Genomic DNA, 24,953 nt, shown 5'->3' with positions numbered 1-24,953 from the left:
GATGCCAAGTGAACGTGCGCGAAGAATCCCCCTGTTCCCGTTAAAGAGCATTCAATCGAATATTTCCTTGGCGTTCTCTCTCCTCATTCTCGCGGCAATCGTGCTGACGAGCTTAATCAGCTACCAGCTGTCGGTCGATGCGGTTGAGCGAAACTCCAAGGGGTATATCGAAGAAATCATTAAGCAAGTGAACATGAATATTCAGTCTTATGTGGATAACATGGAGAACATTTCTTTGCTCGCCTTGACGAACAAGGACGTGAAGTACTACATATCCGACAATTCATACATTAGCGCTGAGGATCGCCGGATCTACGAGAAGCGCATATCCGATCTCTTCCAAGCCATCTTGTACACACGCAATGACATCGCTTCGATTATGGTCTTTGGCTACAATGGACGTTTCGTATCCGACAGACGAATCACGAATTTGAATCCCAATATGAAGCTGTCCGATCAGAGCTGGTTCCAGATGGCGAAGAGCGAAGGCGGCAAATCCGTCATCTCCTCGCCCCATGTGCAGAACATTATCCAGAACGAATACCGCTGGGTCGTTTCCTTGAGCCGGGAGCTGAAGAGCACGGATGGGATTACGGCGGAAGGCGTTTTCCTAGTCGATCTGAATTTGAGCATCATCAACGATATTTGCAAAAATATCGACTTAGGCAAGAAGGGTTACCTCTTCATCGTGGACAATAGCGGCAACATCGTCTATCACCCGCAGCAGCAGTTGATCGATAGTAAGCTGCGGACGGAGCGAATCGCCGATGTCATCAAAGCTTCCAGCGGCAGCTCGTTCGTCGTGAATGACGGCGAAGGCAAACGGATTTATTCCGTGCAGGATACGAATTTCGGCTGGAAAATCGCCGGCGTCGCCTACACAGACGATCTCATTGCGAGCAAGGATGATTTAAGAAACTCGATCCTCTTATATTCCTTATGCGGACTGGCGATCTCCCTGCTCATCTCGGTTTGGCTCTCTCACCGTTTATCGAAGCCGATCAAAGTCTTGCAATCCGATATGAAGCAAGTGGAGAAAGGGAACTTCGACATTCAGACGGAAATCGGGCAAATGAACGAGATCGGACAGCTCGGACGGTCTTTCAACATGATGGTCAGTCGAACCAAGTCTCTTATGGAAGAGACGATCCTAAATCAAGAGAGTAAGAGGAAGAGCGAGCTGCTGCTGCTGCAATCGCAGATTAATCCCCATTTCTTATACAACACGCTGGATTCCATCGTATGGATGGCAGAGCAGAAACAGCATGAAGAAGTTGTTCTGATGACCTCGGCATTGGCGAAGCTATTCCGGGCGAGCATCACGAAGGATCAGGAGCTAGTGCCCGTCCGCGTGGAGATTGAACATATTACGAACTATTTGCTCATCCAGAAGATGCGCTATGAGGAGCTCGAATATGACATCCAGATTGATGAGTCGATTCTGGGCTTCAAAACCTTAAAGATCTTACTTCAGCCCTTGATTGAAAATGCGATTTATCATGGCATTCGCAATAAATACGGCATCAATGACGGCATCATCACCATTCGCGGCTGGCAGACGGATGATAAAATCGTGTTCGAGGTCGAGGATAACGGCTTCGGGATGACACCGGAACAAGCGGAACGCCTCCTGATCCCCGTCGAGGGGGAACCCCGCAATCAAGGCATTGGGATCAGGAATGTCAACGAGCGGATCAAGCTGTATTTCGGCTATGAATACGGCATCCAAATTCGCAGCGAAATTGAAGTCGGCACCTGCGTTTCGATTTCGATCCCGAAACTCAGCTAAAGGGAGAATGCTATGTTTAGGCAAAGATTTACGATAGGGCTCGCGCTCGTACTCTTCATTGCTGCTGTTTATTCTATTTTCTACTACAAGCTATTTAGCGTATCGACCCATCACGAGAAAAGTATTACGGTCGTACTGAAGTCCTTAAATGTCCGATCCGATTTCTGGCAAGCAGTCAGCGCAGGAGCGGAAGCAGCTGCCAAAGAGAACGGGCTCGCGCTTAACGTCCAGGGCCCGCTGCAAGAAGGCGATGTGGATGAGCAGATTCATGTGCTGGAAGAGGCGATCAGGGAGAAGCCGCAAGCGATCGTGGTGGCACCTTATGTGGATGATCGCATGGCGTCTTTATTCGAACAAATCCGTGACGAGGGCATTAGATTAGTCGTGATCGATACGCCGCTTAAGATGGAGCCAGCCCCCGTTGTTGTCTCTAACAATCATGTAGAGGCCGGGCGACTAGCGGGAGAAACCGCCATAAACGAGACGAATAGGAAACCTGTCATCGCGATCATTAGCGATCATGCAGATGCCACGATTTCCAAGGAGCGGCTGGAGGGGCTGAAGCATGCCCTTGAGCGCTATAAGAACAGCATTGTCGGGGTTTATTACGGCGAACAGTCCGAGGATAAAGCTTATGAGATTGCCAAGAAGCTGCTGGCCGGCGATCAGTCGTTTAATACATTCATTACGATGAACGAATCCGCGACTATAGGCGTAGCCAAATTGTTGAAGGAACAGAACAAAGCCGGCGCGATCAAGCTGATCGGCTTCGATAGCTCCTTCTACGAAATCCAGCTGCTGGAGGAAGGCGTCCTGAATGCGGTCATCGTACAGAAGCCGTTTAATATGGGATATCTCGGCGTGAAGAAGGCCTTAAGTTTGATTAAAGGCACGAATACGGCTCCCGTTACGTACATCGAATCGAATGTAATCAACCGCAAGAATATGTATTTGCCGGAAAATCAGAAGCTGCTGTTTCCTTTCATAGAGAACAAATAAAACTTAGGAGAAGGGTGTGAGCCGCGTATGACCGTCTTCTTCCGTCCCGCACATTATTCGAAGGCAGCTGTTTCTGCCATCTTCCTATCCGTTATCCTTTCCTCCTGTATGTCATCAAGCGAAGAGCCCTCCCCTCCTCCCAAGGAGGAACGAGCGCTTATTCGGTTCGTTGCCGCCGAATACAGTACAGAAACGAAGCCGTTCCTAGAGAAGCTCGTGAAGGATTTCGAAATCAAGAATCCTCTGATCGACGTCGAGCTTCAGGTCGCGAACTGGGACAATCTAGATGGCATCTATACGACGATGATTAGCAAAAACCAACCGCCGGATCTGCTGAATACGAATGTGTATGCTCATTTCGCCCAAGATGGGATGCTCAACGATTTGGGTACGATTATTTCGAAGGAGCTCGCTGGCCGGCTCTACCCGAATTTAGTGGCGATGGATCAGATGAACAACGTGCAATTCGCCTTACCGTATGTAGCCTCGACGCGGAATCTCTACTACAACAAGGAATTGCTGGAGAAGGCCGGTATTAAGGCTCCGCCTACCACTTGGTCCGAGCTCGAGAAAGCGGCGCATCAAATCAAAGCGACAAGCGCTGCAGATGGTTTCGGCGTTGATTTGACGGACAATGAGACGCAGGCGTATCTCTCTTATTTCTTCTATGGAGCCGGAGGGTCGTGGACCAAGGATGGCAAATGGACGATCAATTCTCCCGAGAATGTCGCGGGGTTGACGTTCCTTAAGGATATGTTCGATAAAGGATTAACTGACCCGGAGCCGACCGTTACGACGCGCGATGAGAAGCAGCGGATTCTGGGCGGCGGCGGACTTGCCATGCTCATCTCGGGCAATTATTTTACCTCTGTCGTGCCGAAGGAATTTCCCGCGCTCAAATGGGACAAAGGTCCGATCCCCGTGAAGGACGGACAGCCTCCGATAACGTTTGCCGTGCAGGACGTGCTTATCTCGTTCAAGACCGATCATACGAACAAGGAAGCGTTGTCCAAGTTTCTGGATTTTCTATACGACGATTCGGCTTATGGCGATATGATCAAGCGTGAAGGCCTGCTCCCCGTCACAAGCACGGTAGGCAGCCAATTGTCCATGCAAGACAACGTCATGAAGGGCAATCTCGATGCGCTGAGCAAAGCGATGTTCTATCCGGTCAGAGAGCCGGCCTGGCAAGCTGTTCTGGACTATGCCCGCAAGATGGGGAATGCCGTACTCTACGAGCATCTTACTCCGAAGGACGCGCTGGATAAGCTGCAGCAATTTGCCGAAACCAAGAGCGGCCGATAAAGCCGAATAGTAAGAAAAGAAGAAAATAAAGAATTCGTGGAAGATATTCGATAGAGACTTAAGCCCTCCCACCTTATGATGAAAACAAGCGCTGGCGTTCACTTGCGAACACCAAAGAAAGCGTAAATCATCATATATTGGGAGGGTTTGCTTTTATGACCATGAACAAAAAAATGGCTGCAATCGGTCTGGCCAGCATTCTGGCTGCCGTATCGCTAACAGGATGCGGTTCCAAGAATAACAACGAGGCTGCGGGCTCGACTACCGAAAATACGACGGCTGCTACCTCAGAGAACACAACGGCCTCCAACTCGAACTCCGGCACGAACACCACAACTACAGATACAACTGCCAAATTGACCGGCGACTTCGAAATTCAATATTTCGTTGGCGGATACGGCGACAAATGGTGGAAACAAGTTATCAATGATTTCCAAGCCGCTAACCCGGATCTGAAAATCAAACAGTCCGGCGGTCCGCAAATAAACGAGCAAATGAAACCGCGTTGGATCGGAGGCAACCCGCCTGACTTCGTTTACATCGACGGCGCTGGCTTGAACGACCGCCAGATGGTTGAAGATAGCCAACTCGAAGATTTGACCGACTGGCTGAAGGATGCCAAGAACATTGACGGCGATCTGATCACCGACATTTTGGCACAGCCTGCACAGCAGTTCGACGGTAAAGTATTCAACATCCCGCTCGTACTGAACTCATGGGGCGTGTTCTGGAATAAAGCCTTGTTCAAAGAAAAAGGCTGGACTGAGCCTACCGATTTCCAATCCTTCCTAGACACAAGCGACAAAATCAAAGCAGCCGGCATTAATCCATTTATCCATACAGGTAAATATCCGTACTACATCAACGGATCGATTCTCTACCCGGCCATCGTTTCGGCTAACAACAATGATTTCACAATTCTTCAAGACATGGCGGCCAACAAAGTAGAAGCTTTCGAAAGCCCTGCCGTACTTACGGCTTTGAACAAAATCGTAGCGCTGCGCGACAAAGGCTTCATCGATCCGGCGTCGATTCAAATCAACCACACCGATTCGCAAATGCTCTTCCTGCAAAACAAGGATGCCTTTATCCCGAACGGCCTCTGGCTGCCTAACGAAATGTCCAAAGACATTCCGGATGGCTTCGACTTCGGCTTCATTCCATCTGTAACGCAGGATGCAGGCGGCAAAGTTGTAGCGAATACTTCGACAGCAACAGTAGCGATCGCTAAGGACGCGAAGAACAAAGATGCAGCGAAGGCATTCCTGCAATTCATCTTCTCTAAAGCCCAAGCTTCCCAATGGGCAGAGCTTAGCGGCGCGCCTTCCAACATCAAAGGCGATATCAGCGCATCCAACGCGCCGAACTTCGTTAAAGATGCCGCGAAATACCTAACAGATCCAAACACAGTCGTTATCCCGACGATCACTTATAATGCGGACGTGGATAAAGCGATGATGGATGCAACAGATGCACTTACAATTAGCAAAATCACCCCTGAAGAGTGGGTCAAACGTGTAACTGACGTAGTGAAAAAAGTAAGTAAATAATAAGCCTTCAGAGGCTTAACGCGGAGGGTGATCGGGGCAGCCGCCTCGATCATTCTCTGCGAATTTACTCGGAGGGATGGCAGGCACTATGACTCATAGAACGACTAAGTGGCAGCGTAATGTATTCATCGCAACCTTCATTATCCCTACTCTATTGTTCTTTGGGGTATTTACGATTTATCCGGTTGCGCAAGGGTTGTATTTCTCTTTCTTTGACTGGTCCGGCATGTCGCATCATAAAACCTTTATCGGTTTGGATAATTTCAAGGAATTGTTTCACGATCCCATTGTGTGGAGAGCGATTGGCAACGATTATTTTCTGGTAGTGGGCAAGGTTATCGGCATTATGACGATCGCCACCTTTTTCGCAGTAGCACTTACCCGGTTTGGCTTTAGGCTGTCAGGGTTCTTCCGTTCGATTTTCTTCATTCCGAATGTTATTTCCGTCGTCGTTATCGGCGTATTGTGGAACTTCATATATAATCCGCAAATCGGTTTCTTGAACGCGTTTCTGTCGTTATTTACGAAAGAACAGGTCACGATTACATGGCTTGGATTTACGAATCACACGATTTGGATGCTGCTGCCTCCGGCGATTTGGGCCGGTATCGGATTTTATATGATTCTCCTGATCGCCGCGATCCAGAGCGTTCCGGACTCCTATTACGAAGCTGCCAGCTTGGAAGGCGCGGGACAATGGGGACAATTCCGCAACATTACCCTTCCGCTCGTCTGGGAGCAAATTAAAGTTTCGACGCTCAATATCATGATGACGACGCTTAACGGCTCGTTCGTGATTGTGTGGATCATGACGGAGGGCGGTCCGGATAACAGCACGCAGGTTATGGGCTCCTATTTATACCAAATGGCATTCCGCCAGTATCATTTCGGCTATGGTGCTTCGATCGGATTTATCATCTTGATCTTGTCGTTAATGACGACAATCGTACTTCAGCGGTTAATGCGCCACGAAACCGTCGAGATGAGTTAAGGAGGACTTCGAGATGATTGTAGGCTTAAGAAATCCAGTCGCTAAACTATTCTTCTATGGGATCCTTGTCGTATGGGGCCTATCGGTCTTATACCCGCTTCTTTGGACGCTCCTGGACGCTTTGAAAAATAATGAGCAGTTCTTCCGCAATGCGCCGTGGTCCTTGCCGGAATTCCCGCTGCTGTGGTCGAATTTCTCCTATGTGTGGAGAAACTACAACTTCGGCACCTATTTCATCAACTCACTGGTCGTCACAGTGGGCTCCACGGGGCTCGGCCTTATCCTATCGGCCATGACGGCCTATGTGCTGGCGAGATATAAGTTCAGAGGCAGCAACATGCTGTATCTGCTCTACATCTCTTCCATGATGATTCCGTTCGTGCTTGCACTTATTCCTTTGTTCTTCTTAATGAATTCGATGCATTTGATTAATACGAAGCTCGGATTGATCGTCGTCTATGCTTCAAGCTTGCTTGCTTTCGGGATCTTCGTACTCGTCGGCTTCTTCAAATCGCTGCCGAAGGAGCTTGAAGAAGCCGCTATCGTCGATGGTACTTCTTATTTCGGAACGTTCTTCCGCGTCATGCTGCCATTGTCGCAGCCGGGGCTGATCACCATCGCGATCATCAATGTCTTGAACATCTGGAACGAGTATATCGTAGGTACGATCCTCGTTAATGATCCCCTGCAGTATACATTGCCTGTTGAGATTGGTGTCATGCGAGCGGAGATGCAGTACCGTACCGAGTGGGGTCCCCTATTCGCTGCTTTGCTCATCACGATCGTGCCTGTTCTGTTCATGTATATCATCTTCCAGCGTCGAATCGCGAGCGGTATAACCGCTGGCGCCGTTAAATAAGAGTAAAAGGGCTGCCCCTTGTCATCTTGGATGACATCTGGGACAGTCCTTTTCTCACTTCTACAGGCTGGAATCCGCTATAATTAAAATATATGGATAGTAGAGGAGCATCAAATTCTAGGAGGTAGCAATGATAACGCGACATATGGATGGCGTATCCTTCGGGTTGAAGGCGGATTTTGACTTTGACTTTCTAGGTGAATATGGCGAGGTTTTTGCAGTCTTCGATAAACAAGATTCCGGATACCTTTGCTTTGGCGTTCAGAGCGAGAACAGGAAGCTGTTCTTGAAACTGGCCGGCGCTGCCACGCTAGAGAGTAATGTCAGTCCGGAAGAAGCCATTGCTCGACTTCGATCTACCGTAGTTGTTTATGAGGATTTACGTCATCCGGTGCTCATTGATATGATCGCGCACAAGGAAATCCCCGGAGGCTATCTGACCGTCTACGAGTGGTTCGAGGGCGAGTGTATGGGCAGGCAATATCAGTCTCATGATAAATTCTTAGCGCTGCCGATCGATGAGAAGCTGGCGATCTACTCGGATCTCGTATTATTCCACATCCATACCGTCAAATGCGGCTATATCGCCTTAGATTTCTACGATGGCAGTATCATGTATGACTTTCGCGCACAACGGACCATGATTTGCGACATTGAAGTATATAGCAAGAGCCCCGTAATCAATACAATGGGGCGTATGTGGGGCTCCAGTCGGTATATGTCTCCGGAAGAATTCCAGCTGGGCGCCGAGATTGATGAACGCTCCAATGTTTTCTTAATGGGAGCTACTGCGTTTCAACTGATGGGCGGCGGAACGGACCGCTCGATCGAGAAATGGCAGGCTTCCGAGAAACAATATCTCGCAGCTCTACGCGCGGTAAGTGCGGATAAAGACGATCGCTATCCAACGATTGAAGCTTATTATGAGGCTTGGTCGAACGCTTAAAGAAACTGCGGTAACCGGTACCTCTCTTACGGCTACTTCCCGTTGCTCTCGATGAGAGTTCCAAACGAAAAAGGAATGTTGCCCTAATGGCAACATTCCTTTTCGCATATCTCCGCTAGACAGCCCAACTTAGAAGTCGAAGTTGTCCGGATCCGGGCCGACGCGAAGGTTTTGGTTCAGCTGATCAATGCGAGCTACCTCATCGGCCGAGAGCTCAAAATCAAACAACGACGCATTCTCGGCGATGCGATGTTCCTTCGTCGACTTCGGAATCGTCACAATTCCATGCTGCAGATCCCAACGCAGGATCACTTGAGCAATCGATTTGTTATGAGTGTCTGCGATTTCTTTCAGCACGGGATGCTCCAGCAATTGACCTTGCATTAACGGGGACCAGGCTTCGATTTGAATGCCATGCTCCGCGCAGAATCGTCTAAGCTCCAGCTGCGACAGTTGAGGGTGGAGCTCCACCTGGTTCACCATAGGTTTAACGGCAGCATCCTTCATCACATCTTCAAGATGATGGATTTGGAAGTTGCTCACGCCAATCGCTCTCACGCGGCCCTCCTGATAGAGCGTTTCAAGCGCTCGCCATGCCTCTTTGTATTTGCCTTGCACCGGCCAATGGATGAGGTAGAGATCGAGATAGTCCAAGCCTAGTTTAGCTAAGCTTGCCTCATAAGCTGCCAGCGTAGCTTCGTAACCCAAGTCAGCATTCCAAACTTTTGACGTCACGAACAGCTCTTCTCTTGTGATCGCGGACTCCGAAATGGCTTCTCGAATCCCCTGCCCCACACTTTGTTCATTCCCGTAAATAGCCGCTGTATCTACACTCCGATAGCCTTGTTTTATAGCTATTTTGACAGCTTGGACAAGCTCATCGCCTTCTGCCACTTGAAATACGCCCAGCCCGAGCCAAGGCATTTTAACGCCGTTGTGTAATGTTGTTGTATCCTGTACCTGTTTCGAAACCATAAGAAAAACCTCCTGAGTTTATGTTTAGTAGGATGTAGATGCTGATGTAGATGCTGTTGCTGGTGCAGATTCAGATGTTAAGTCGTTCGCTTCAGCTCGCCGCTCCAAGACGCGCGCTCTCCCCGTTAAGATAACCGCTCCGAACACCATCAATGCTCCAACCCATGCGGTATGAATAAGCCCGATGGAGTCCGTCACGACGCCGCCCATAAAGGCCCCAATCGCAATTCCGGCGTTAAACGCGGCGATATTGACAGCAGACGCGACATCAACCGCCTTTGGCGCATAACGCTCAGCCAGTAGCACGACATACACTTGTAAGCCCGGCACGTTCATGAAAGCCAGCAATCCCATGAAGAAAATCGTAATCAGCGCCGCAGCTTTAAACGGAACGGTAAACGTTAAGACGAGCAGCACGATGGATTGCAAAATAAACATATAGAACAAAGCAGAAACCGGCTTGCGGTTGGCCGCCTTACCTCCAATGACGTTGCCGATCGCAATGGCCACGCCATAGACAAGCAGGATGACCGCGATCGTCGTGTCTTTAAATCCGGTTATATTATGCAGCAACGGGGATAAATAAGTGAAGACGACAAAGGTGCCCCCATATCCGATTGCCGTAATGGAGAATGCCAGCAGCAGCCGTCCATTCGTGACAAGCTTGAGCTGCTCGCGAAACGGCGTTCGGCTTCCTTTTCGCATATTCGCAGGAATCAAGATCAGGTTAGCGATCAGGGCAATGATACCGATCACGACGATCCCGATAAAGGCAGCCCGCCATCCCCATTCTTGACCGATTAACGTCCCCAGAGGCACGCCTGTAACGGTCGCCACGGTTAGTCCGGAGAACATAATCGCAATTGCGCTCGCTCTGCGGTTCTCAGGTACGAGGTCAGCCGCAATCGTTGAGCCGATCGACATGAAGATCCCGTGGGCAAAAGCTGATATCACACGAGCTGTGAGCAAAATCCCAATCCCGCCAGCCCCCGCCGCAAGGCTATTCCCGACAATAAAAACAAGCATAATCCATAGCAGCAAGGTTTTGCGCGGGATACTAGACGTTAAGGTAGTCAGTATTGGGGCGCCCAAGGTTACCCCAAGCGCATATATAGTTACCGTTAAAGCGGAAGTAGTCACAGATATGTTCAAGTCTTTCGAGACTAGAGGCAGCAGCCCCACGCTGATAAACTCCGTTGTCCCGATTGCGAAGGCGCTTATGGCGAGCGCAAGCAGGGCTAATGTACTTCTCTTTTTATCGAAACCCATGTGAGATCTCTTCTTTCGTTTGGTTTGGTATTCCCGGCCGGTAAGTGCTACTATAGGTGAAGTAAGCTTATATGAACAGTACGTACTTTTTGGTGATATAGGCACTTCCAAGTGCTATACGTACTAAAAAGTGCCTATCGAAGTTTGGGGGAGGAACAGCCTTTGCTTAAGAAGAAATACAACATCTCGGTGGAAGCAACGCTAGAAGTGATCGGCGGGAAATGGAAATGCGTCATCCTTTGCCATCTGACACACGGGAAGAAACGAACCAGTGATTTCCGCCGCCTCATGCCGGGCATTACGCAGAAAATGTTAACGCAGCAGCTGCGAGAGCTGGAGCATGACGGCATAGTGAATCGGATCAGCTACAATCAGGTTCCGCCTAAAGTGGAGTATGAGCTCAGCGACTATGGATGGAGCTTGGAATCCATCTTAAACGCGCTGTGCAATTGGGGGGACACGCATATTATTAAAGAATATGGCGATCGATCCGCCGTGCTGGAGGATAGCATTCTGAATAATAAGGACAGTCAAATAGAAAGCCCCCTCGTATAGAGGGGGCTTTGCTATTATTGCTGCTTAGCAGCTACTTGGAGTCCAACTTATAGGTTGATGCAAAAAAGCGGTAAGAATCGAAAATGGCAGTACACTCAAAGCAATAACAACCGGCGTGATGGGTATCATAAACAAGACAAAGACCAGTCAGCCCACCGGTACATAAAGCAGCAATATTCCGAATCCAATCACAGACGAGGCCAGCATTCGACTAGCGACTGCTTGCGCATTCTGAAGGATATCACAGCAAGAATGAACAAACTAAGCACAACGAATAAGCGGAGAAACACATTGTCATTATTCGTTCTTTTGCTCAGTCCCATCATCTCAGTTACCAACAATACGATACCCCAGCTAAACAGGCCCATCGCCGCAACCGAACCCACCAGCCCCCCTGAGTCGACAACGATTCCGCGAAGTTTAACCCTGCCCTGTCGAAGCTGCATCATCAACCAGAATAAAGAAGCCAGCACGGCTAATCCGGTTAGGATATAAGCGACGATATCAGTCATAACTACAAGATGGCCGGGCAGGAAGGTGAAGAAGACACTTTCCCTCGTCAAACTGCTGTCCCCACCAATTTGCACATGCCCTGCGTAATCGGCCATTTCCTTAGCAGTCTGCAAGAAGTGATAAGCAGTTCCGCGATCCAGATTTCAACGCTATTCGTCATCCGGTGATAATGCTCTACCCCTTCTGCCACTTCCTCCTTAAGCCTCCTCTGACTCCTCCTAGACAACCAAACCTTCAGCCTCTGCGTATCAGCTATAGCTATGATAGCGTATAGTTGGTTAAATTTCGGTAAAAATTCCACTGCTTGCGGCGGACTCGCCCATTTTCCAACTTTTGTATCCTAACTATATTGACACCCGATATATCCGGTAGTATTATATCGGTATAAGATATATCGACTGACGATATAATGAAATGCGAAAGGAGTGAACCCTATGGTCAAAGATTCCTTGCCCCTTACAGAGGCGTTCTATTACATTCTCGTGGCGCTGCACGTAGCGCCTTCTCATGGATACGGGATTATGCAGGATGCCGAGAAGATGAGCGGCGGCCGCGTGAAGATCGGGGCAGGCACGCTCTATACGGCACTTAACACCCTGCTGAACAAAGGGCTCATCATTCCATTCCCCGCACCGGATGGCCTTGATCCAAGGCGGAAGATGTATGCCATCACAGAGGATGGCAAAGCGGCCGTAGCCGCCGAAATGGTTCGGCTTGAAGAGCTTCTGAAAGCCGGACAGCTGGCGCAAATTTCATATAAGGAGTGATCCGAGATGAAACCAAACACGGAGAAAAAGTATCGGATGAACTTAAGCTGGGATTACGAGAATGAAGAAAATTGGATGAACGAGCTTTCCGCACGCGGTCTGCATCTGCAAAAATCCGGTTTCTTGAGCGGTACTTTCGTACGGGATGAAGAGGTTCGCTACACCTACAGTCTGGACTATCAGCCGGGTCTGACGAAGAAGAACGGCAAGCTGCAGGAGTATATCGAGCTGTACCGGGATGCAGGCTGGGAGTATGTCATCTCTTATGGAGGGATCTGGCACTACTTTCGCAGAGAGTGGCAGCCCGGAGAGGTGCCTCGTCTGTATTCCGACCGCGATTCGCTTGCCGCACATTATAAGAAAATCCAACGCATGATGGGCGTGATGCTGCTCTTGAACATCGGGCTATGCGCGATCAATATGGCGAACCTGCTGCCTCGCGGCCACCAATTCTGGGGCGTAGTATTTCCCCTGGCAGTCATCTATATTTTCCTCTTCGCCTTGCTCCTATATGGTTACGTGAAGATGGGCAGCAAGATCAACAAGCTTATGAACTAAACTACGAAATAGACATAGAAAAAGAGGCTGATTGCGCCCTGTTACTCCGGACGCCTCAGCCTCTTTTTTGACTTCTATGATTAGTTGACTTCGTAGATTTTGAACAGCTCATCAAGCATCAAGTTCGCTGCAATTACGCCGCCGGCTGTATTCCAGATCGCATCGCTCACTCGAATCGCCTTTTTGTTTTTCACCACGTTCAGGCTCTGCCACAGCGGATCCTTCAGCATTTCCTCTTCCATCGCCGTACCTTTGCCATCACCGGTCTCGTAAGTGAAGTAGAACAACCGATCCGCATCAACCTCCGGAAGACGTTCCTTCGTGATCTCTTCTACGAATGTATCCTTATAATTCTTCTGATTATCCGGACGAGTAATGCCAAGCTTGGAGAACGCGATTCCCGTAAACGTGTCATCTAGGTAAATACGCGTTTTACCGGCCATAAAACGCACAACAGATACTTTCTCGTTCAGCTTGTCGCCCGCTTTCGCTTTGAAGTCAGCCGCACGGTCATCATAGGCTTTGATGATTTTCTCTCCTTCAGTTGTTTTACCGATTGCGCCGGCATACAGCATGAAGTTCGACTGCCAAGCTCCGCGAAGGGTTTCCGAGAAGATCGTCGGTGCGATCGCACTCAATTGGTCATACACTTTCTCTTGACGCAGCTTGTTACCGATGATGAGATCGGGCTTCAGGCTGGCAATAAGCTCCACGTTCGGCTGGCTTTCTTCACCAACTACCGTTACGCCTTCCATGTCTGCTTTGATATGGTCATACCACGGATCTCCTGTCCATGATTTAACAGCTCCTACGGGCTTCACGCCAAGTGCCAACAACGCTTCTGTTCCTTCGTTCGTCAATACAACGATGCGCTGCGGAGTTCCTTTAATTGTGGTCTCTCCCATTGCGTGAGTGACTTTATGCTCTTCGGAATTCGTCGCTGCCGAATTCGATGAATTACCCGCGCTATTATTAGCGTTATTGCTAGAATCGGACTGCCCGCAAGCGGACAAGATGAGTGCGAATGTAAGCAACAATACAGAGACGGACCACGTGTACTTCTTCTTCAAAGCGGATGCCATGACGTGAAAACTTCCTTTCGTATTTGAAAATGATTATCAATGCTTTTACAGTTAGCAACTATAGCAGGGTTAAATTCGGATGTCAATGATTTTGAGAATCACTCTCATTGACATCGAGGAGCTCATCGCCTAGAATGACAAAGTGCAATTACTCTCTTCTACACCTTAATCTCACACGCTAACGCTAGGAATGGGGCAGCTATGAACACCTTACTTACAACGCGCTTTCAGAAGGTACTGGGTCTAATCGCCTGTTTAGTCCTTCTCGTCATCGGGATGTCAGGCAGTATTATCTTTGGCACTTCCAATATAAGCCTGCATACCATTCTGGAATCTTACATCTCATATAACGGATCGCAAGAGCATCTCATCATCCAAACGGCAAGGATGCCAAGAGCCTTAATCGCCGCCTTCGCCGGTGCCAGTCTTGCCGTAGCAGGCGCATTGATGCAGGGCATTACCCGCAACCCGCTCGCATCGCCAAGCCTCTTTGGCATCAACGCCGGGGCGGCTTTCTTCATTGTGGTAAGCTCAGCATTCTTCGGCGCAAGCAGTCTGGGCACGTTCGCGACGCTGGCCTTCGTTGGCGCAGCATTTACGGCATTGCTTGTCTATATCCTAGGCTCCATCGGCAGTGATGGTTTGACCCCGCTGAAGGTGACGCTCGCGGGCGCTGCCATGACAGCGTTCTTCTCTTCCCTTTCGATGGGCGTGCTGCTTACAGGCGGTCAAACCTTCGATCAAGTCTTGTATTGGTTCGTAGGTTCGGTAGCCGGACGAGACATGCACATCTTCACGACCGCAGCCCCCTATATGGGGATTGCGCTTCTAGGCACTCTGGTCCTCTCCCGTCATATGAATCTGCTCGTATTAGGAGAAGATGTTGCTACCGGGCTTGGACAGACGACCGTCTACATAAAACTCGCAGCTGCCGTCATTATTGTATTGCTGGCCGGCGGTTCAGTCTCCATTGCGGGACCGATCGCTTTCGTAGGGATTATTATTCCGCATATTACACGTTACGTGGTAGGCATTGATTTCCGCTGGGTTCTCCCTTATTGTGCCTTCCTCGGAGCTATATTGCTGCTCGTCGCTGATGTGGGCTCCCGTTTCATTGCCTATCCCGGTGAAGTGCCTGTCGGCATTATGACCGCAATTATCGGCGTTCCGTTCTTCGTCTACATTGCCAGAAGGGGGGATCGTTAACATGAGCAAGTCTCTAACACTGCGAAACAATCGTCTCTCGTTCCTAATCGAACGCAGAACCTTGTCTGTTATTCTGCTCTTAATTGCCGCCAATCTTGTCGGCATCATTGTCTGTGTTGGGCTGGGCAGCACCGTCGTAAGCCCGATGGCGGTGATTCGCTCGTTGCTTGGTATAGGCGACCGAGCGGATTCCATGATTATTTTCAAACTGAGGATGCCTCGTGTTGTCATTGCCATTATGGTGGGTTCGATGCTGGCTGTCTCCGGTGCACTGCTGCAAGGTATCGTACGCAATCCGCTTACTTCTCCCGACGTCATCGGTATATCGGGCGGCGCTTCGCTCGGTACGGTGTTCTTTATCATTTATATGTCAAATGTCAGCATACGCTTTATGCCGATCAGCTCGATTGCAGGCGCTTTCGTCGCGGCATTCCTGATCTATCTCTTTGCTTATCGACGAGGCATTACCCCGCTTCGGCTAGTGCTTATCGGGATTGGCATGGCAACCGCGTTAACGGCAGCAACCTACATGCTCATCCTCACTGCATCGTTTACGCCAACAGCTGTAGCGGTAAAAGCCTTTACGTTCATGACAGGCAGCATCTACGGGGTGTCCTGGAAACGTGATGTGCTTACGCTGCTGCCATGGATGGTCGTATTAATGCCAATTGCGCTCATCTATGCCCGGCATCTGAACGTACAAGAGCTCGGCGATGAGGTCGCTACAGGCGTAGGCAGCTCCGTCAATGCCAAAAGAACGATGTTGCTTATTATCAGTGTCGCACTCGCAGGTACAGCAGTGGCCATTGGCGGCGCCATCAATTTCATCGGGCTCATGGCTCCGCATATTGCGCGCAAGCTGGTTGGCCCTTCGTACGGGGGCGTCATTCCGGTATCGGCTCTGATCGGCTCGCTTATCCTCATGCTGTCTGATTTGGTCGCCAGAGTCGCGTTTATTCCGCTCGATATCCCTGCAGGCGTATTTACGGCCGCAATCGGAGCGCCGTTCTTTATCTTCTTGCTCTATCGCCACCGCAACTCGTAAAAGGAGTGAATCTTGTGTCTGTTATTGCAGCTACTAACCTCACGTTATCGTATGGAAAGAAGCCGATTTTTTCAAAACTTGAATTAGAGATTCCGAAAGGCCAAATTACGGTGTTTATCGGGAGCAACGGCTGCGGCAAATCAACCCTGCTGCGCTCCCTTGCCCGCTTATTGAAGCCGCAAGAAGGCTCCATCGTGCTCGATGGCTCCGACATTGCCAAACTGTCAAGCAAAGAAGTGGCCAGGCGTCTGGCTATTCTGCCGCAAGGGCCGACAGCTCCGGAAGGATTGACCGTGCAGCAGCTCGTGAAGCAGGGACGCTACCCGTATCAGAGCTTCCTGCAACAGTGGTCCGCAGAGGATGAGAAAATGGTGAAGAAAGCGCTGCAAGCGACCCATATGGAGGAATTCTCCGCTCGTACGGTAGACTCGCTATCAGGCGGGCAACGGCAGCGCGCTTGGATCGCCATGACGTTAGCGCAGAACACGCAAACGATACTGCTCGATGAGCCTACCACCTATCTCGATATGACGCATCAAATCGAAATTTTGGATCTCCTTTTTGATCTGAACGCGCAAGAAAGCCGGACTATCGTGATGGTGCTTCATGACATCAATCTTGCTTGCCGGTACGCGCATCATATTGTGGCGGTTAAAGAAGGACGCATCTTTGCGCAAGGAAAACCGGAGCAAATTGTGAACGAGTCGTTTATTCACGAGGTGTTCAACATGGAATGTCAGGTCGTACAGGATCCGATCTTCGGAACACCGCTGTGTATTCCATACGGCAAAGGCCGGAAACTTCTTGGTGATCCGTACACGGCGAATATGAACGGAAACAAGAGTGAGAATGAGGCGCTTCTGACGCCTCGCTAATAGAGTAGAAGAAGCCCCCGCGGGACTGTGTTACACAGACCCGCGGGGGCTTCTTGTTTAGGATTGTTTGGCCAAAGCGTCTACAAGCAATTGTGCGAAGAACTGCGCGCCGTTCTTCCTCAGATGAACGCCATCATTGCTGAAGAAATCGTCTTGTCCTTTACTCGCGGAATACCAGTCGATAAGCGAAATACCCGGGATCTTCGTGACCGTATCGGCCAGCATATTGTTTACGACATCCTGCCATTTACGAGGAACGCGTGTATTGACGAGAATGACTTTATGTTCACTGCCAATTGCCGTTAACAACGTATTCAGCTGCTTGTCCGAGAACGAGCCATTCGTGCCAAGCTCAATAATGACGGTTTGCCCTAGCTTGTTACTTTCCTTCAGCTCCAGGACTACTTCGTCAGCCTCGGACATCTGCCGTCCGACCTTCCCGTCCACGACAATTCCTTTCACAAGCTCTTCCAGATAAGGCTTCGCATCCAGAAGAATCGAGTCGCCGATTACCGTAACACTGCCTGCTGCAGGCGGTGTTATCGGTTTATGTGGCGTTGGTTTGGTTGGAGGAGGGGTTGGTTTAACTGATGGCGTCGTCGTCGGCTTGGTGGCTCCGTTGTCATTCGTGCTGCCATGATCTTTCTCGCCGTTGCCCGGCTTATCTGCTACGGTACCCGCTTCGCCCGGTTTACTTGTAACCGGCTGTTCAGGGCTTGTCCCATCATCTACTGGATTTGTATCAATTACGCCTGCATCGCCAGGGCTCGTTTGACTCGAATCCGTATCTCCCGAGTCCGGTTCACTCGGACTCACGTCCCCCGGAGTCGTATCGTTCGATTCCGTATCATCCGGCTTCGTCACAACAGGACGATCCTCCGTCTCCCGACTACCTTCCGATACAGCCTGATCGGCTTGATCTTCGGCCGGCCTCACATTTGACATACCCGGCTTCAGAATGGGAATGCCCACCGATAATCCGCCGTCTATCGCGTACAATTGTGTAGAGCATGATACGCTTACAGCCATCAGCGCGCATAGTGACATGACCAGCACGATCCGACTTGCGCGAAGCGGCTGTCGCTGCCTAGCGGCCAATTGCGAGAGCTTGCTGCGAAGTCTGCCCAGCGCACCGCGCCGAATCGGCTCCTCGACAAAACGCCCGGAGAGTTCGGCCAACACAATAGCTGCCGTCACTTGGAGCACGGCTCGCATCGCATGAAACTCGTCTACCTCCGCCGTAGGCGTAGTCAGAGCAATGATCGGATAATGATAGAGATAGATGCCGTAGGATCGCACCCCTAAATAGCGGAGCGGCTTATATCCCAGCACGCGGCCAATTCTGCTCGAAGGATGTGCCAGCGAGGCGACAACTGCCGCAGTTGCAAGCGACAATACAACCATTCCGCCGCGATACAGCGTCTCATCATACTCGCCTACAGTTGCAATCATAGCCAGCACAACAGCCAGGCCGCTGAAGCCAACGACGTCCAGCACCAGTTTCGTCTTGCTTCTGGCATGATCGGACAGCTTCCAGCTTGGCCATATCACGGCCAAAGCAGCCCCGATCAGCAGCGCAAAAGCCCGTGTATCTGTGCCGTAATAGACACGGCTCGGATCAAGCCCCGGTTCATAGAGCGCGGCCATCAGCCCTGCGGATGCTGCCGCCCCTGCCAATATGACGAGCGCCAGTTTACCGCGCTGCGGTACCCAGCGTACTAACAGTACAAGTGCCAGCGGCCATACGAGATAGAATTGCTCCTCAACGGCGAGCGACCACAAATGGCCAAACGGCGACGGCGGCCCAAATGATTCGAAATAGGATACCTGATGAAAAATCAGCCGCCAGTTGCTCGTATAGATCAGCGCTGAACCGATTTCCCCTTTTAACGAAGACAGTCTTGCCGGGTCTGCACAAAGCAGCCAAGCTGCAACGAGCAGGAGCATGATAAACATGGCCGGCAGCAGTCTTCTCGCCCGGCGTATCCAGAAATCACCGAGATTCAGCCGCTTTGTATGACTCTGTTGTTTTAACAATATATCGGTTATCAAGTAGCCGGAGAGGACGAAGAAAATGCCTACACCCAGCAACCCGCCCGGTACCCACGATAGATTCAGATGATAAGCGATTACCGCAAATACGGCAATTGCACGCAAACCATCGATTCCGGGCATGTAGCGGCCGCTGTTTCCTAATGGTTTTGGCATATTAACATTCTCCTTCCGGCAGGGGACCGTTTCCCCCTACTTGCTGACTGACTAACCTGTCTCTAGGCTGCATGTTTGATTATAAAACGATATGACCCCTTTTGCGTTACAGAAGAGTTACATTTCGGTATCAAATGTGACTGACTCGCTCCATCCTGTAACCATGTCCTATACCCACATTTAGCCGAACCGAATCACATCAAGCGCTAATTTGCCGCCAGTCAACGTTACGCGCAGCACATGAGCACCCGGCGCCAGGCCTTCTGCCTCGAACCATACGCTGTCCTGCTTTAATTCCTGATAAGCAGTACCCGCAGCAGCAGTACCATCGATCTCAACCGTTGCCGTCCCTCCGACTATACTTCGCTCTCCGCACAGCTTCACCCATGTTCCATGGAAGGAGAAGCTGAAGCTATCCCCTTCCGTTTCGCTCCAAGTGTAGTCATCGTTATAACTGCCCGCAGCTCCGCGCTCCCGCTGCCAGTTCCCTTCGTAGCTGATACCGGGGTTCGAATCGTTCATCCGATTCTCGATCCGCTCCGGATGAACGCCAGTCTTCACAGCGCGAAGCGCATCCAGAAACATTGTGCCCTCCTGCTTCGTCGGCATGATACCGGGACCGCCTTCATCCAGCTCATTCCATGCATAGATCGCCATTACAGGCGGCGAGCTCGTATGCTGCGGATGACGGAACAGCCAGCTGCGCATTTCGCTGAGATGCTCGAACCATTCCGCATAGGTCGGAAATTCAAACGAGTACCCATAATAGCTAGCGCCAACGGCAGCCGTCCATGTCTCATTATGGCGCGGACTCGGATCGATAACCGCACTGACGCCGGGGATCACTTTAAGCCCCTTCTCGATATTTCGTTTGTTACGATCATGGCGAGCCAGCTCTTCAAACGTGTAATGCCCTTCGCCGCTGTGCGACGCCGGACCATAATCGGATACACCGTCGAAACCAAACCGAGCGGCAGATCCATAGTCGTTGCGCATATCAACCAAGTAAGGCGAACCCAGACCGGCCACCGCGCAAGCTTCCGCCAAGTACGCCAGCTCTTCAGCCCAGCGGCTGCCGAATCCGCGCTCCGCGTCATCCAGCAGTCCCGTGTCCATCCAGAACAGCAGCGGCCGGTTGCCGTCCACCAGCACATACTGCTTGTCCTTCATAAGCGCTACAAACTCAGGTACATTGCGTCGCCGCCAGCCCCGTCGCTCCTCTTGGTTCGCGCCGCTTACCCAACCGGTCTGCAGGATGAGCGCAAACTGCAGCAGATCATGTTTCGAAGAAGCCATGTAGTCCTTCAACGGATTATTTAGCCGTCTAATCCCCTCATGAGGATCATCATCCGGATACCAGACGAAAGCCCAGAAGTCGAGCATCCCATCAGCCGCAGCTTGAATTTGGCGGTCAACCCGATCAGCATGATCCGGAACCTCCGAATCGAACCAGCCATCGATAGGCTCCCTGCTGCTATAACGGGTATAAAGTGTCGGATCCACGAACCCCGCGTAAGTTTCGTTGCCCGGAAACCACGCATCCCATCTAATTGCCCCTGCCAGAAAAGCTTGTTCACCCTGTATGCCCATCTTCTCCTATCCCCTCTCTTGATAGAAAAAATGCCCTTCCCCCATGCGGGAGGAGAGCATATAAGCAGATTGGTTTCCGTTCGAAGCCAAAGCCGTCGATTAATCCACTTTCTGTGAAGCCGCCTTCTTGCCCATGTCGTCGGCTTCCTGCTCCAGTGCAGGATCATCGTTGACCGGCATACCGGCTACGGACAGGGTCGGCTCGATTCGCCCTTTACGCTGCTGGACGACGTGCTGCAGCTCATGGCCAATCAGCTCTTGCCCTTCTTGGGTATCCGGTTGATACTGACCCGGTGCAAAATGAACATCGCTGCCCTGCGTATACGCGAGCGCCCCTACTTCTCTCGCAGACGAAGAGTCCTCATGGACGCGAACATCCGACACATTCGTCTGAAGGGCGGCTTCCATCTTCGCCTGAACGTTCGAAGGAAGACGTCCTTTCTGCCGCTGCTCGCCATCCCCCTCTTCGCTTCGCTGCACTACCGATGAGCGGCTGCTCTGCCGCATCATCTGCACTACCGCTCGATTGCCTGCTGCCTTCTGCAGCTGCAGCACCTGCCGTGGAGAGAGCATATGCTCACCGCCGGCAGTTGAACCTGCGGTCATACTCGATTTCGTGCTTTCACTGCTCCGAGCTTCAGCTTGATAAGCGGAAGGACGTTTGAACTTGGCAGACGGGGACTGATGCTCGTGCGACACGGGTACTCCTCTTTTCTAATGGGTTTTGCGCAACCGTTTGATGATCAGCATCACTACCCCGAACAGCAGCAGTAGAATGCTGATTGCCGCCATCGTCCATTTCAGTGTAGTAAAGAGACTGCCGGCCTTTGCAATGAATGTGATTCGATCCGGATAGTTGGTGAGCATCGTCACGATGCATGCATTTTCTAAGTAATCCAGGAGGAGCGTGATGTAGATAAGAAGAGGTAATTGTTGGGCCCATGACTTCGGTACGAACGCACGCCGGTAAATAACAGTCGCCAGCAGCGCAAAGAACATACTGTATACGATGGGGTAGATAAAATCTGCTGTGAGCGTAAATGTGGCGTAAAAAGCTCTCCCTGCGTCGCTGTATGCCCCGATTATGGCATACGCCTGGTCAACGGAATAAGAGAAACGCAAATCCAGAATGCCGGCACTGCCTGAATAATCATTTAGCTTGGATGATCCGTAAGGCAGCACAACCGCTTCAATAACCAGCAATACGATGAACAACCCTGTGATGACTTGCCAAATACTCAGCCTTGTCTGCATTCGTCGCAGTACGGTCAGCATGGCGATTCCCCTTTTCTTCCCATGGAATAATTAGGTGGGTGTCACCGTTATTTTAGCGGATTTTTGCTGCATTTCATACTACCAGTTTGCCAAAAATATCAATTCATTCTAAGCCGTCCATGAGCCCCCTCGAAGACGCTTCTTGTTTACGCCTAAACGCAAAAGAAGACCGCCCTCACAAGGGGCAGTCTCCTTCTCGTCTGCGTTGTTAAACAGCCGCTTATCCGAAATAATTCGCCAATCCTCTGGCAATAGCCGCAGCCGCTTTCTTCTGATAAGCCGATCCGCGAACAATCGATTCATCCTTGCGGTTCGACAGAAATCCGAGCTCAACCAACGTCGCTACCGTGTCATTCTCCCGCAGTACATACAGATCGCCGAAGGATAGACCATGGCTGCGCAGCCCGCCGACTTCAGTCAATTCGTCCTCAATAGCTTGCGCCAGCGGTCTGTCTTTCTTCTCGGAATAGAAGAAAGTAAGGATGCCGGACGTTTGTTTCTCCGAGGAATTATAATGAATGCTGACGAACGCATCCGCGTCCGCTCTTTCGCTTATCCGTACACGCTCCGAGAGCTCGGGCTTCTTATCCGTCGTCCGCGTCATGATGACCGTAGCCCCTAAGCTTTGCAGTTCCTGCTTGAGATAACCCGCTGTGCTAAGCGTGAGGTCTTTCTCCTTGGTTTCGTACGTTGTTCCGATCATGCCCGGATCATTACCGCCATGCCCGGCGTCAACGACGATGACCTTGCCTCTGAGTCCCTTGCCGGAATGCTTCGGCGGGACAGCGCCTTTGCCGACGTATGCCTTGGCCACCCAGCCAGTTGTACTGCCTGCCGTACGAATCTTGATCCATTCGCTCTGACTGCCCGTAATCGTAATCTGCTCGCCTTGCGTCAAGGAGCCGACTACCTTATAGCCCACACCCGGGCCGGAGCGAATCCGAAGCGAATCCGCAAGCACTGTCGCCGTAGAACCCGGGCTTGTACTTACCGTACCGCTCGTAGGCGGCTCATTAGCTGCCGGGCTGGATTCCTGACCGGAGCCATCCAGCTTGCCGAGCAGATATCCGGCTGCCCAACCGGTCAACTTGTTGTGTTTAATCTGAACCCAGCCGTCGCTGTCTTCATCCGTAACCGAAACGATATCGCCTTTATTCAGCTTGCCTACGACAGATGCTTGCAGAGATGGTTCGCTGCGTACATTGAGCGCGCTGCTGTTCACTTTAGCTTGATAAGGAAATGCAGATGTTGCCGAGACGATCGAAATGCCAAGGCTGCCGACCAGAAGTGTAATCATTATTACTAGGCTGATATATCTACGCATAGAGTCTCCTTCCAGTGGATAAAAAAGGTAGACTCTTATTATATCAGCAGTTTATCGATTAGGGCACCACATTTTACAAAAAAATTAGGTACTGCGAAGGTTGTCGAAGAAAGTCGACTCCATTTTCTATACCTATGTCCCTAGCCCTTCTGGATATTCAGCCCGAGCTCTTCCGCTCTGGCAAGTGCCTCAGGGGAAAATTTATTCTTGCCATACTTCTGAAGGAACTCTTCTTCCGACACCGGCACCCAGCGAAACTCGCGATTCTGATACACCCATACTTTCTTGCCCCAATCCACGTGAATCGTGCGGTTATTCACCTTCTTCACGACTCCGATTTCCGTAATGACATTCGTATTATTGAACGTTTTCACGCATAGCTTGTTCAGCATTTGACTCATCCTTTTGTCCTCCTTCTACATCTTGGTGTTGTCCTCATTATACCCGTAAAATAGGCACAATAGCTTAACCACGAGGTAAAAAATAAAGTCCGGCTAAGTGAAGGCACAATGCGCACTTCACCCACCGAACTCTCTCAGTCGCCCGCTACAGCTTTCTCCCGAACATCACAACAAAATTATAATATTTATACACGCAGTCCACATCCGCGAAACCAGCCTCGGCCAACCAGCCTAGCTGGGTTGGAAGATCGGCCATCCGATCGAGCTTCGTCCGCTCGTAAGCAGCCGCGATTTCAGACGTTGTCAATCCGCTTGCTTCAACCTTCCCTTTCCAGTCCTCTTTATAGAGTGTATCTACATAAGGCGTATGCCCCAATACCTGATCCGCATTGATAAACACGCCGCCCGGTTTAAGATTAGCGAAGCTGTTGCGATACAAGGTCAGCTTATCCGCATCGGACAGATGGTGGATCGACAGCCCGGAAACGATTATATCGAATGATTCTCCCGGGACAAAGGTTGTATAGTCTTCACAGAGATACGTGACGCTCGAATCAAATTCTTTAAACCTCGACTTCGCGACAGCAAGCATCTTATCGGACAAATCGATGAGCGTAAGCTTCGCTTTCGGATAACGTTCCAACAGAAAGGAAGAGAGCAGGCCCGTTCCCGCACCTAAATCCAAGATAGAAGGTGCCTCCGTTTCGACCTCGGCGAGCGCCGAAGCAACGCCGTAAAAGTCGTCAAAGCAAGGTATTAATTTCCGCCGCTGCTGATCGTACACGGCTGCTGTTTCATCGAATGTGCTGCGAACATGCTGGTGTTTCTCCATTCCGAACACCTCCCAAGGACTGCATCCATCATAATAGAG

25 protein-coding genes are annotated in these 24,953 nt (G+C 50.7%); 13 read left to right on the top strand and 12 right to left on the bottom strand.

Annotation, left to right across the window (positions count from 1 at the left end):
• The first annotated feature begins 1 nt into the window (after position 1).
• The 7 genes from AC50Y3_RS27910 (at position 2) to AC50Y3_RS27880 (ending at position 8,439) form a co-directional block, all read left to right on the top strand.
• A complete protein-coding gene (locus AC50Y3_RS27910; protein WP_494821977.1) occupies positions 2 to 1,789 on the top strand; it encodes a cache domain-containing sensor histidine kinase in 1,788 nt (595 codons plus the stop codon).
• A gap of 12 nt (positions 1,790 to 1,801) precedes the next feature.
• Entirely contained in the window at positions 1,802 to 2,788 is a 987-nt protein-coding gene (locus tag AC50Y3_RS27905; RefSeq protein WP_494821976.1) for a substrate-binding domain-containing protein, read from the top strand.
• Between the two features lie 27 nt (positions 2,789 to 2,815).
• A complete protein-coding gene (locus AC50Y3_RS27900; protein ID WP_494821975.1) occupies positions 2,816 to 4,093 on the top strand; it encodes an extracellular solute-binding protein in 1,278 nt (425 codons plus the stop codon).
• Between the two features lie 155 nt (positions 4,094 to 4,248).
• Positions 4,249 to 5,643, top strand: coding sequence for an ABC transporter substrate-binding protein (locus AC50Y3_RS27895; protein ID WP_494821974.1), 1,395 nt, complete (start codon positions 4,249 to 4,251; stop codon positions 5,641 to 5,643).
• A gap of 88 nt (positions 5,644 to 5,731) precedes the next feature.
• On the top strand, positions 5,732 to 6,634 hold the full coding sequence (locus tag AC50Y3_RS27890) for a carbohydrate ABC transporter permease (RefSeq protein ID WP_494821973.1): 903 nt from the start codon (positions 5,732 to 5,734) through the stop codon (positions 6,632 to 6,634).
• Between the two features lie 13 nt (positions 6,635 to 6,647).
• On the top strand, positions 6,648 to 7,493 hold the full coding sequence (locus AC50Y3_RS27885; RefSeq protein ID WP_494821972.1) for a carbohydrate ABC transporter permease: 846 nt from the start codon (positions 6,648 to 6,650) through the stop codon (positions 7,491 to 7,493).
• A gap of 130 nt (positions 7,494 to 7,623) precedes the next feature.
• Entirely contained in the window at positions 7,624 to 8,439 is an 816-nt protein-coding gene (locus AC50Y3_RS27880; protein ID WP_494821971.1) for a serine/threonine-protein kinase, read from the top strand.
• A gap of 129 nt (positions 8,440 to 8,568) precedes the next feature.
• On the opposite strand, the gene AC50Y3_RS27875 is transcribed toward AC50Y3_RS27880, so the two are convergent.
• A complete protein-coding gene (locus AC50Y3_RS27875) occupies positions 8,569 to 9,414 on the bottom strand; it encodes an aldo/keto reductase (protein WP_494821970.1) in 846 nt (281 codons plus the stop codon).
• Positions 9,415 to 9,438: 24 nt separating this feature from the next.
• The gene (locus tag AC50Y3_RS27870) at positions 9,439 to 10,683 is read right to left on the bottom strand and encodes an MFS transporter (protein WP_494821969.1); all 1,245 of its coding nucleotides are present in this window, start codon (positions 10,681 to 10,683) and stop codon (positions 9,439 to 9,441) included.
• 162 nt (positions 10,684 to 10,845) lie between these two features.
• Here AC50Y3_RS27870 and AC50Y3_RS27865 point away from each other — a divergent pair, with 162 nt between their 5' ends.
• Positions 10,846 to 11,238 carry a winged helix-turn-helix transcriptional regulator gene (locus tag AC50Y3_RS27865; RefSeq protein WP_494821968.1) on the top strand — a complete coding sequence of 131 codons (393 nt, stop codon included), beginning with the start codon at positions 10,846 to 10,848 and terminating at the stop codon, positions 11,236 to 11,238.
• Between the two features lie 188 nt (positions 11,239 to 11,426).
• On the opposite strand, the gene AC50Y3_RS27860 is transcribed toward AC50Y3_RS27865, so the two are convergent.
• Entirely contained in the window at positions 11,427 to 11,801 is a 375-nt protein-coding gene (locus AC50Y3_RS27860) for a hypothetical protein (protein WP_494821967.1), read from the bottom strand.
• The gene (locus AC50Y3_RS27855) at positions 11,798 to 11,941 is read right to left on the bottom strand and encodes a hypothetical protein (protein ID WP_494821966.1); all 144 of its coding nucleotides are present in this window, start codon (positions 11,939 to 11,941) and stop codon (positions 11,798 to 11,800) included. The genes AC50Y3_RS27860 and AC50Y3_RS27855 overlap by 4 nt, the downstream gene beginning before the upstream one ends.
• Before the next feature lie 244 nt (positions 11,942 to 12,185).
• Here AC50Y3_RS27855 and AC50Y3_RS27850 point away from each other — a divergent pair, with 244 nt between their 5' ends.
• Both AC50Y3_RS27850 and AC50Y3_RS27845 read left to right on the top strand, forming a co-directional pair.
• Positions 12,186 to 12,518: a PadR family transcriptional regulator gene (locus tag AC50Y3_RS27850; protein WP_494821965.1), complete on the top strand. Its 333-nt coding sequence runs from the start codon at positions 12,186 to 12,188 to the stop codon at positions 12,516 to 12,518.
• 6 nt (positions 12,519 to 12,524) lie between these two features.
• Positions 12,525 to 13,076, top strand: a complete 552-nt coding sequence (locus tag AC50Y3_RS27845; protein WP_494821964.1) for a DUF2812 domain-containing protein — start codon at positions 12,525 to 12,527, stop codon at positions 13,074 to 13,076.
• Positions 13,077 to 13,156: 80 nt separating this feature from the next.
• Here the strand turns inward: AC50Y3_RS27845 and AC50Y3_RS27840 are convergent, their stop codons facing one another.
• Positions 13,157 to 14,158: an ABC transporter substrate-binding protein gene (locus AC50Y3_RS27840; RefSeq protein WP_494821963.1), complete on the bottom strand. Its 1,002-nt coding sequence runs from the start codon at positions 14,156 to 14,158 to the stop codon at positions 13,157 to 13,159.
• Between the two features lie 201 nt (positions 14,159 to 14,359).
• Here AC50Y3_RS27840 and AC50Y3_RS27835 point away from each other — a divergent pair, with 201 nt between their 5' ends.
• From AC50Y3_RS27835 to AC50Y3_RS27825, 3 genes are read left to right on the top strand one after another with little or no spacing between them, the layout of a single operon-like run.
• Positions 14,360 to 15,364, top strand: coding sequence for a FecCD family ABC transporter permease (locus AC50Y3_RS27835; protein WP_494821962.1), 1,005 nt, complete (start codon positions 14,360 to 14,362; stop codon positions 15,362 to 15,364).
• 1 nt (position 15,365) lies between these two features.
• On the top strand, positions 15,366 to 16,409 hold the full coding sequence (locus AC50Y3_RS27830) for a FecCD family ABC transporter permease (RefSeq protein ID WP_494821961.1): 1,044 nt from the start codon (positions 15,366 to 15,368) through the stop codon (positions 16,407 to 16,409).
• A 14-nt stretch (positions 16,410 to 16,423) separates the two neighbouring features.
• Positions 16,424 to 17,284: an ABC transporter ATP-binding protein gene (locus AC50Y3_RS27825; RefSeq protein ID WP_494821960.1), complete on the top strand. Its 861-nt coding sequence runs from the start codon at positions 16,424 to 16,426 to the stop codon at positions 17,282 to 17,284.
• A 57-nt stretch (positions 17,285 to 17,341) separates the two neighbouring features.
• Here the strand turns inward: AC50Y3_RS27825 and AC50Y3_RS27820 are convergent, their stop codons facing one another.
• The 7 genes from AC50Y3_RS27820 to AC50Y3_RS27790 form a co-directional block, all read right to left on the bottom strand.
• Positions 17,342 to 19,492, bottom strand: coding sequence for an acyltransferase family protein (locus tag AC50Y3_RS27820; protein WP_494821959.1), 2,151 nt, complete (start codon positions 19,490 to 19,492; stop codon positions 17,342 to 17,344).
• A gap of 180 nt (positions 19,493 to 19,672) precedes the next feature.
• Entirely contained in the window at positions 19,673 to 21,082 is a 1,410-nt protein-coding gene (locus AC50Y3_RS27815; protein WP_494821958.1) for a glycoside hydrolase family 71/99 protein, read from the bottom strand.
• 99 nt (positions 21,083 to 21,181) lie between these two features.
• A complete protein-coding gene (locus AC50Y3_RS27810) occupies positions 21,182 to 21,781 on the bottom strand; it encodes an eCIS core domain-containing protein (RefSeq protein ID WP_494821957.1) in 600 nt (199 codons plus the stop codon).
• Positions 21,782 to 21,796: 15 nt separating this feature from the next.
• Positions 21,797 to 22,357 (bottom strand): hypothetical protein, encoded by a 561-nt coding sequence (locus AC50Y3_RS27805; protein ID WP_494821956.1) that lies wholly within the window; start codon positions 22,355 to 22,357, stop codon positions 21,797 to 21,799.
• 220 nt (positions 22,358 to 22,577) lie between these two features.
• Positions 22,578 to 23,681 (bottom strand): N-acetylmuramoyl-L-alanine amidase family protein, encoded by a 1,104-nt coding sequence (locus AC50Y3_RS27800; protein ID WP_494821955.1) that lies wholly within the window; start codon positions 23,679 to 23,681, stop codon positions 22,578 to 22,580.
• Positions 23,682 to 23,821: 140 nt separating this feature from the next.
• Positions 23,822 to 24,082 carry a hypothetical protein gene (locus tag AC50Y3_RS27795; protein ID WP_494821954.1) on the bottom strand — a complete coding sequence of 87 codons (261 nt, stop codon included), beginning with the start codon at positions 24,080 to 24,082 and terminating at the stop codon, positions 23,822 to 23,824.
• A 145-nt stretch (positions 24,083 to 24,227) separates the two neighbouring features.
• Positions 24,228 to 24,914: a class I SAM-dependent methyltransferase gene (locus tag AC50Y3_RS27790; protein WP_494821953.1), complete on the bottom strand. Its 687-nt coding sequence runs from the start codon at positions 24,912 to 24,914 to the stop codon at positions 24,228 to 24,230.
• Positions 24,915 to 24,953: the final 39 nt, after the last annotated feature.

It is taken from the genome of Paenibacillus sp. J22R98 (assembly GCF_059383835.1).
The sequence above is the reverse complement of the archived record's forward strand: the minus strand, read 5'-3'. Positions and strand labels throughout refer to the sequence as shown.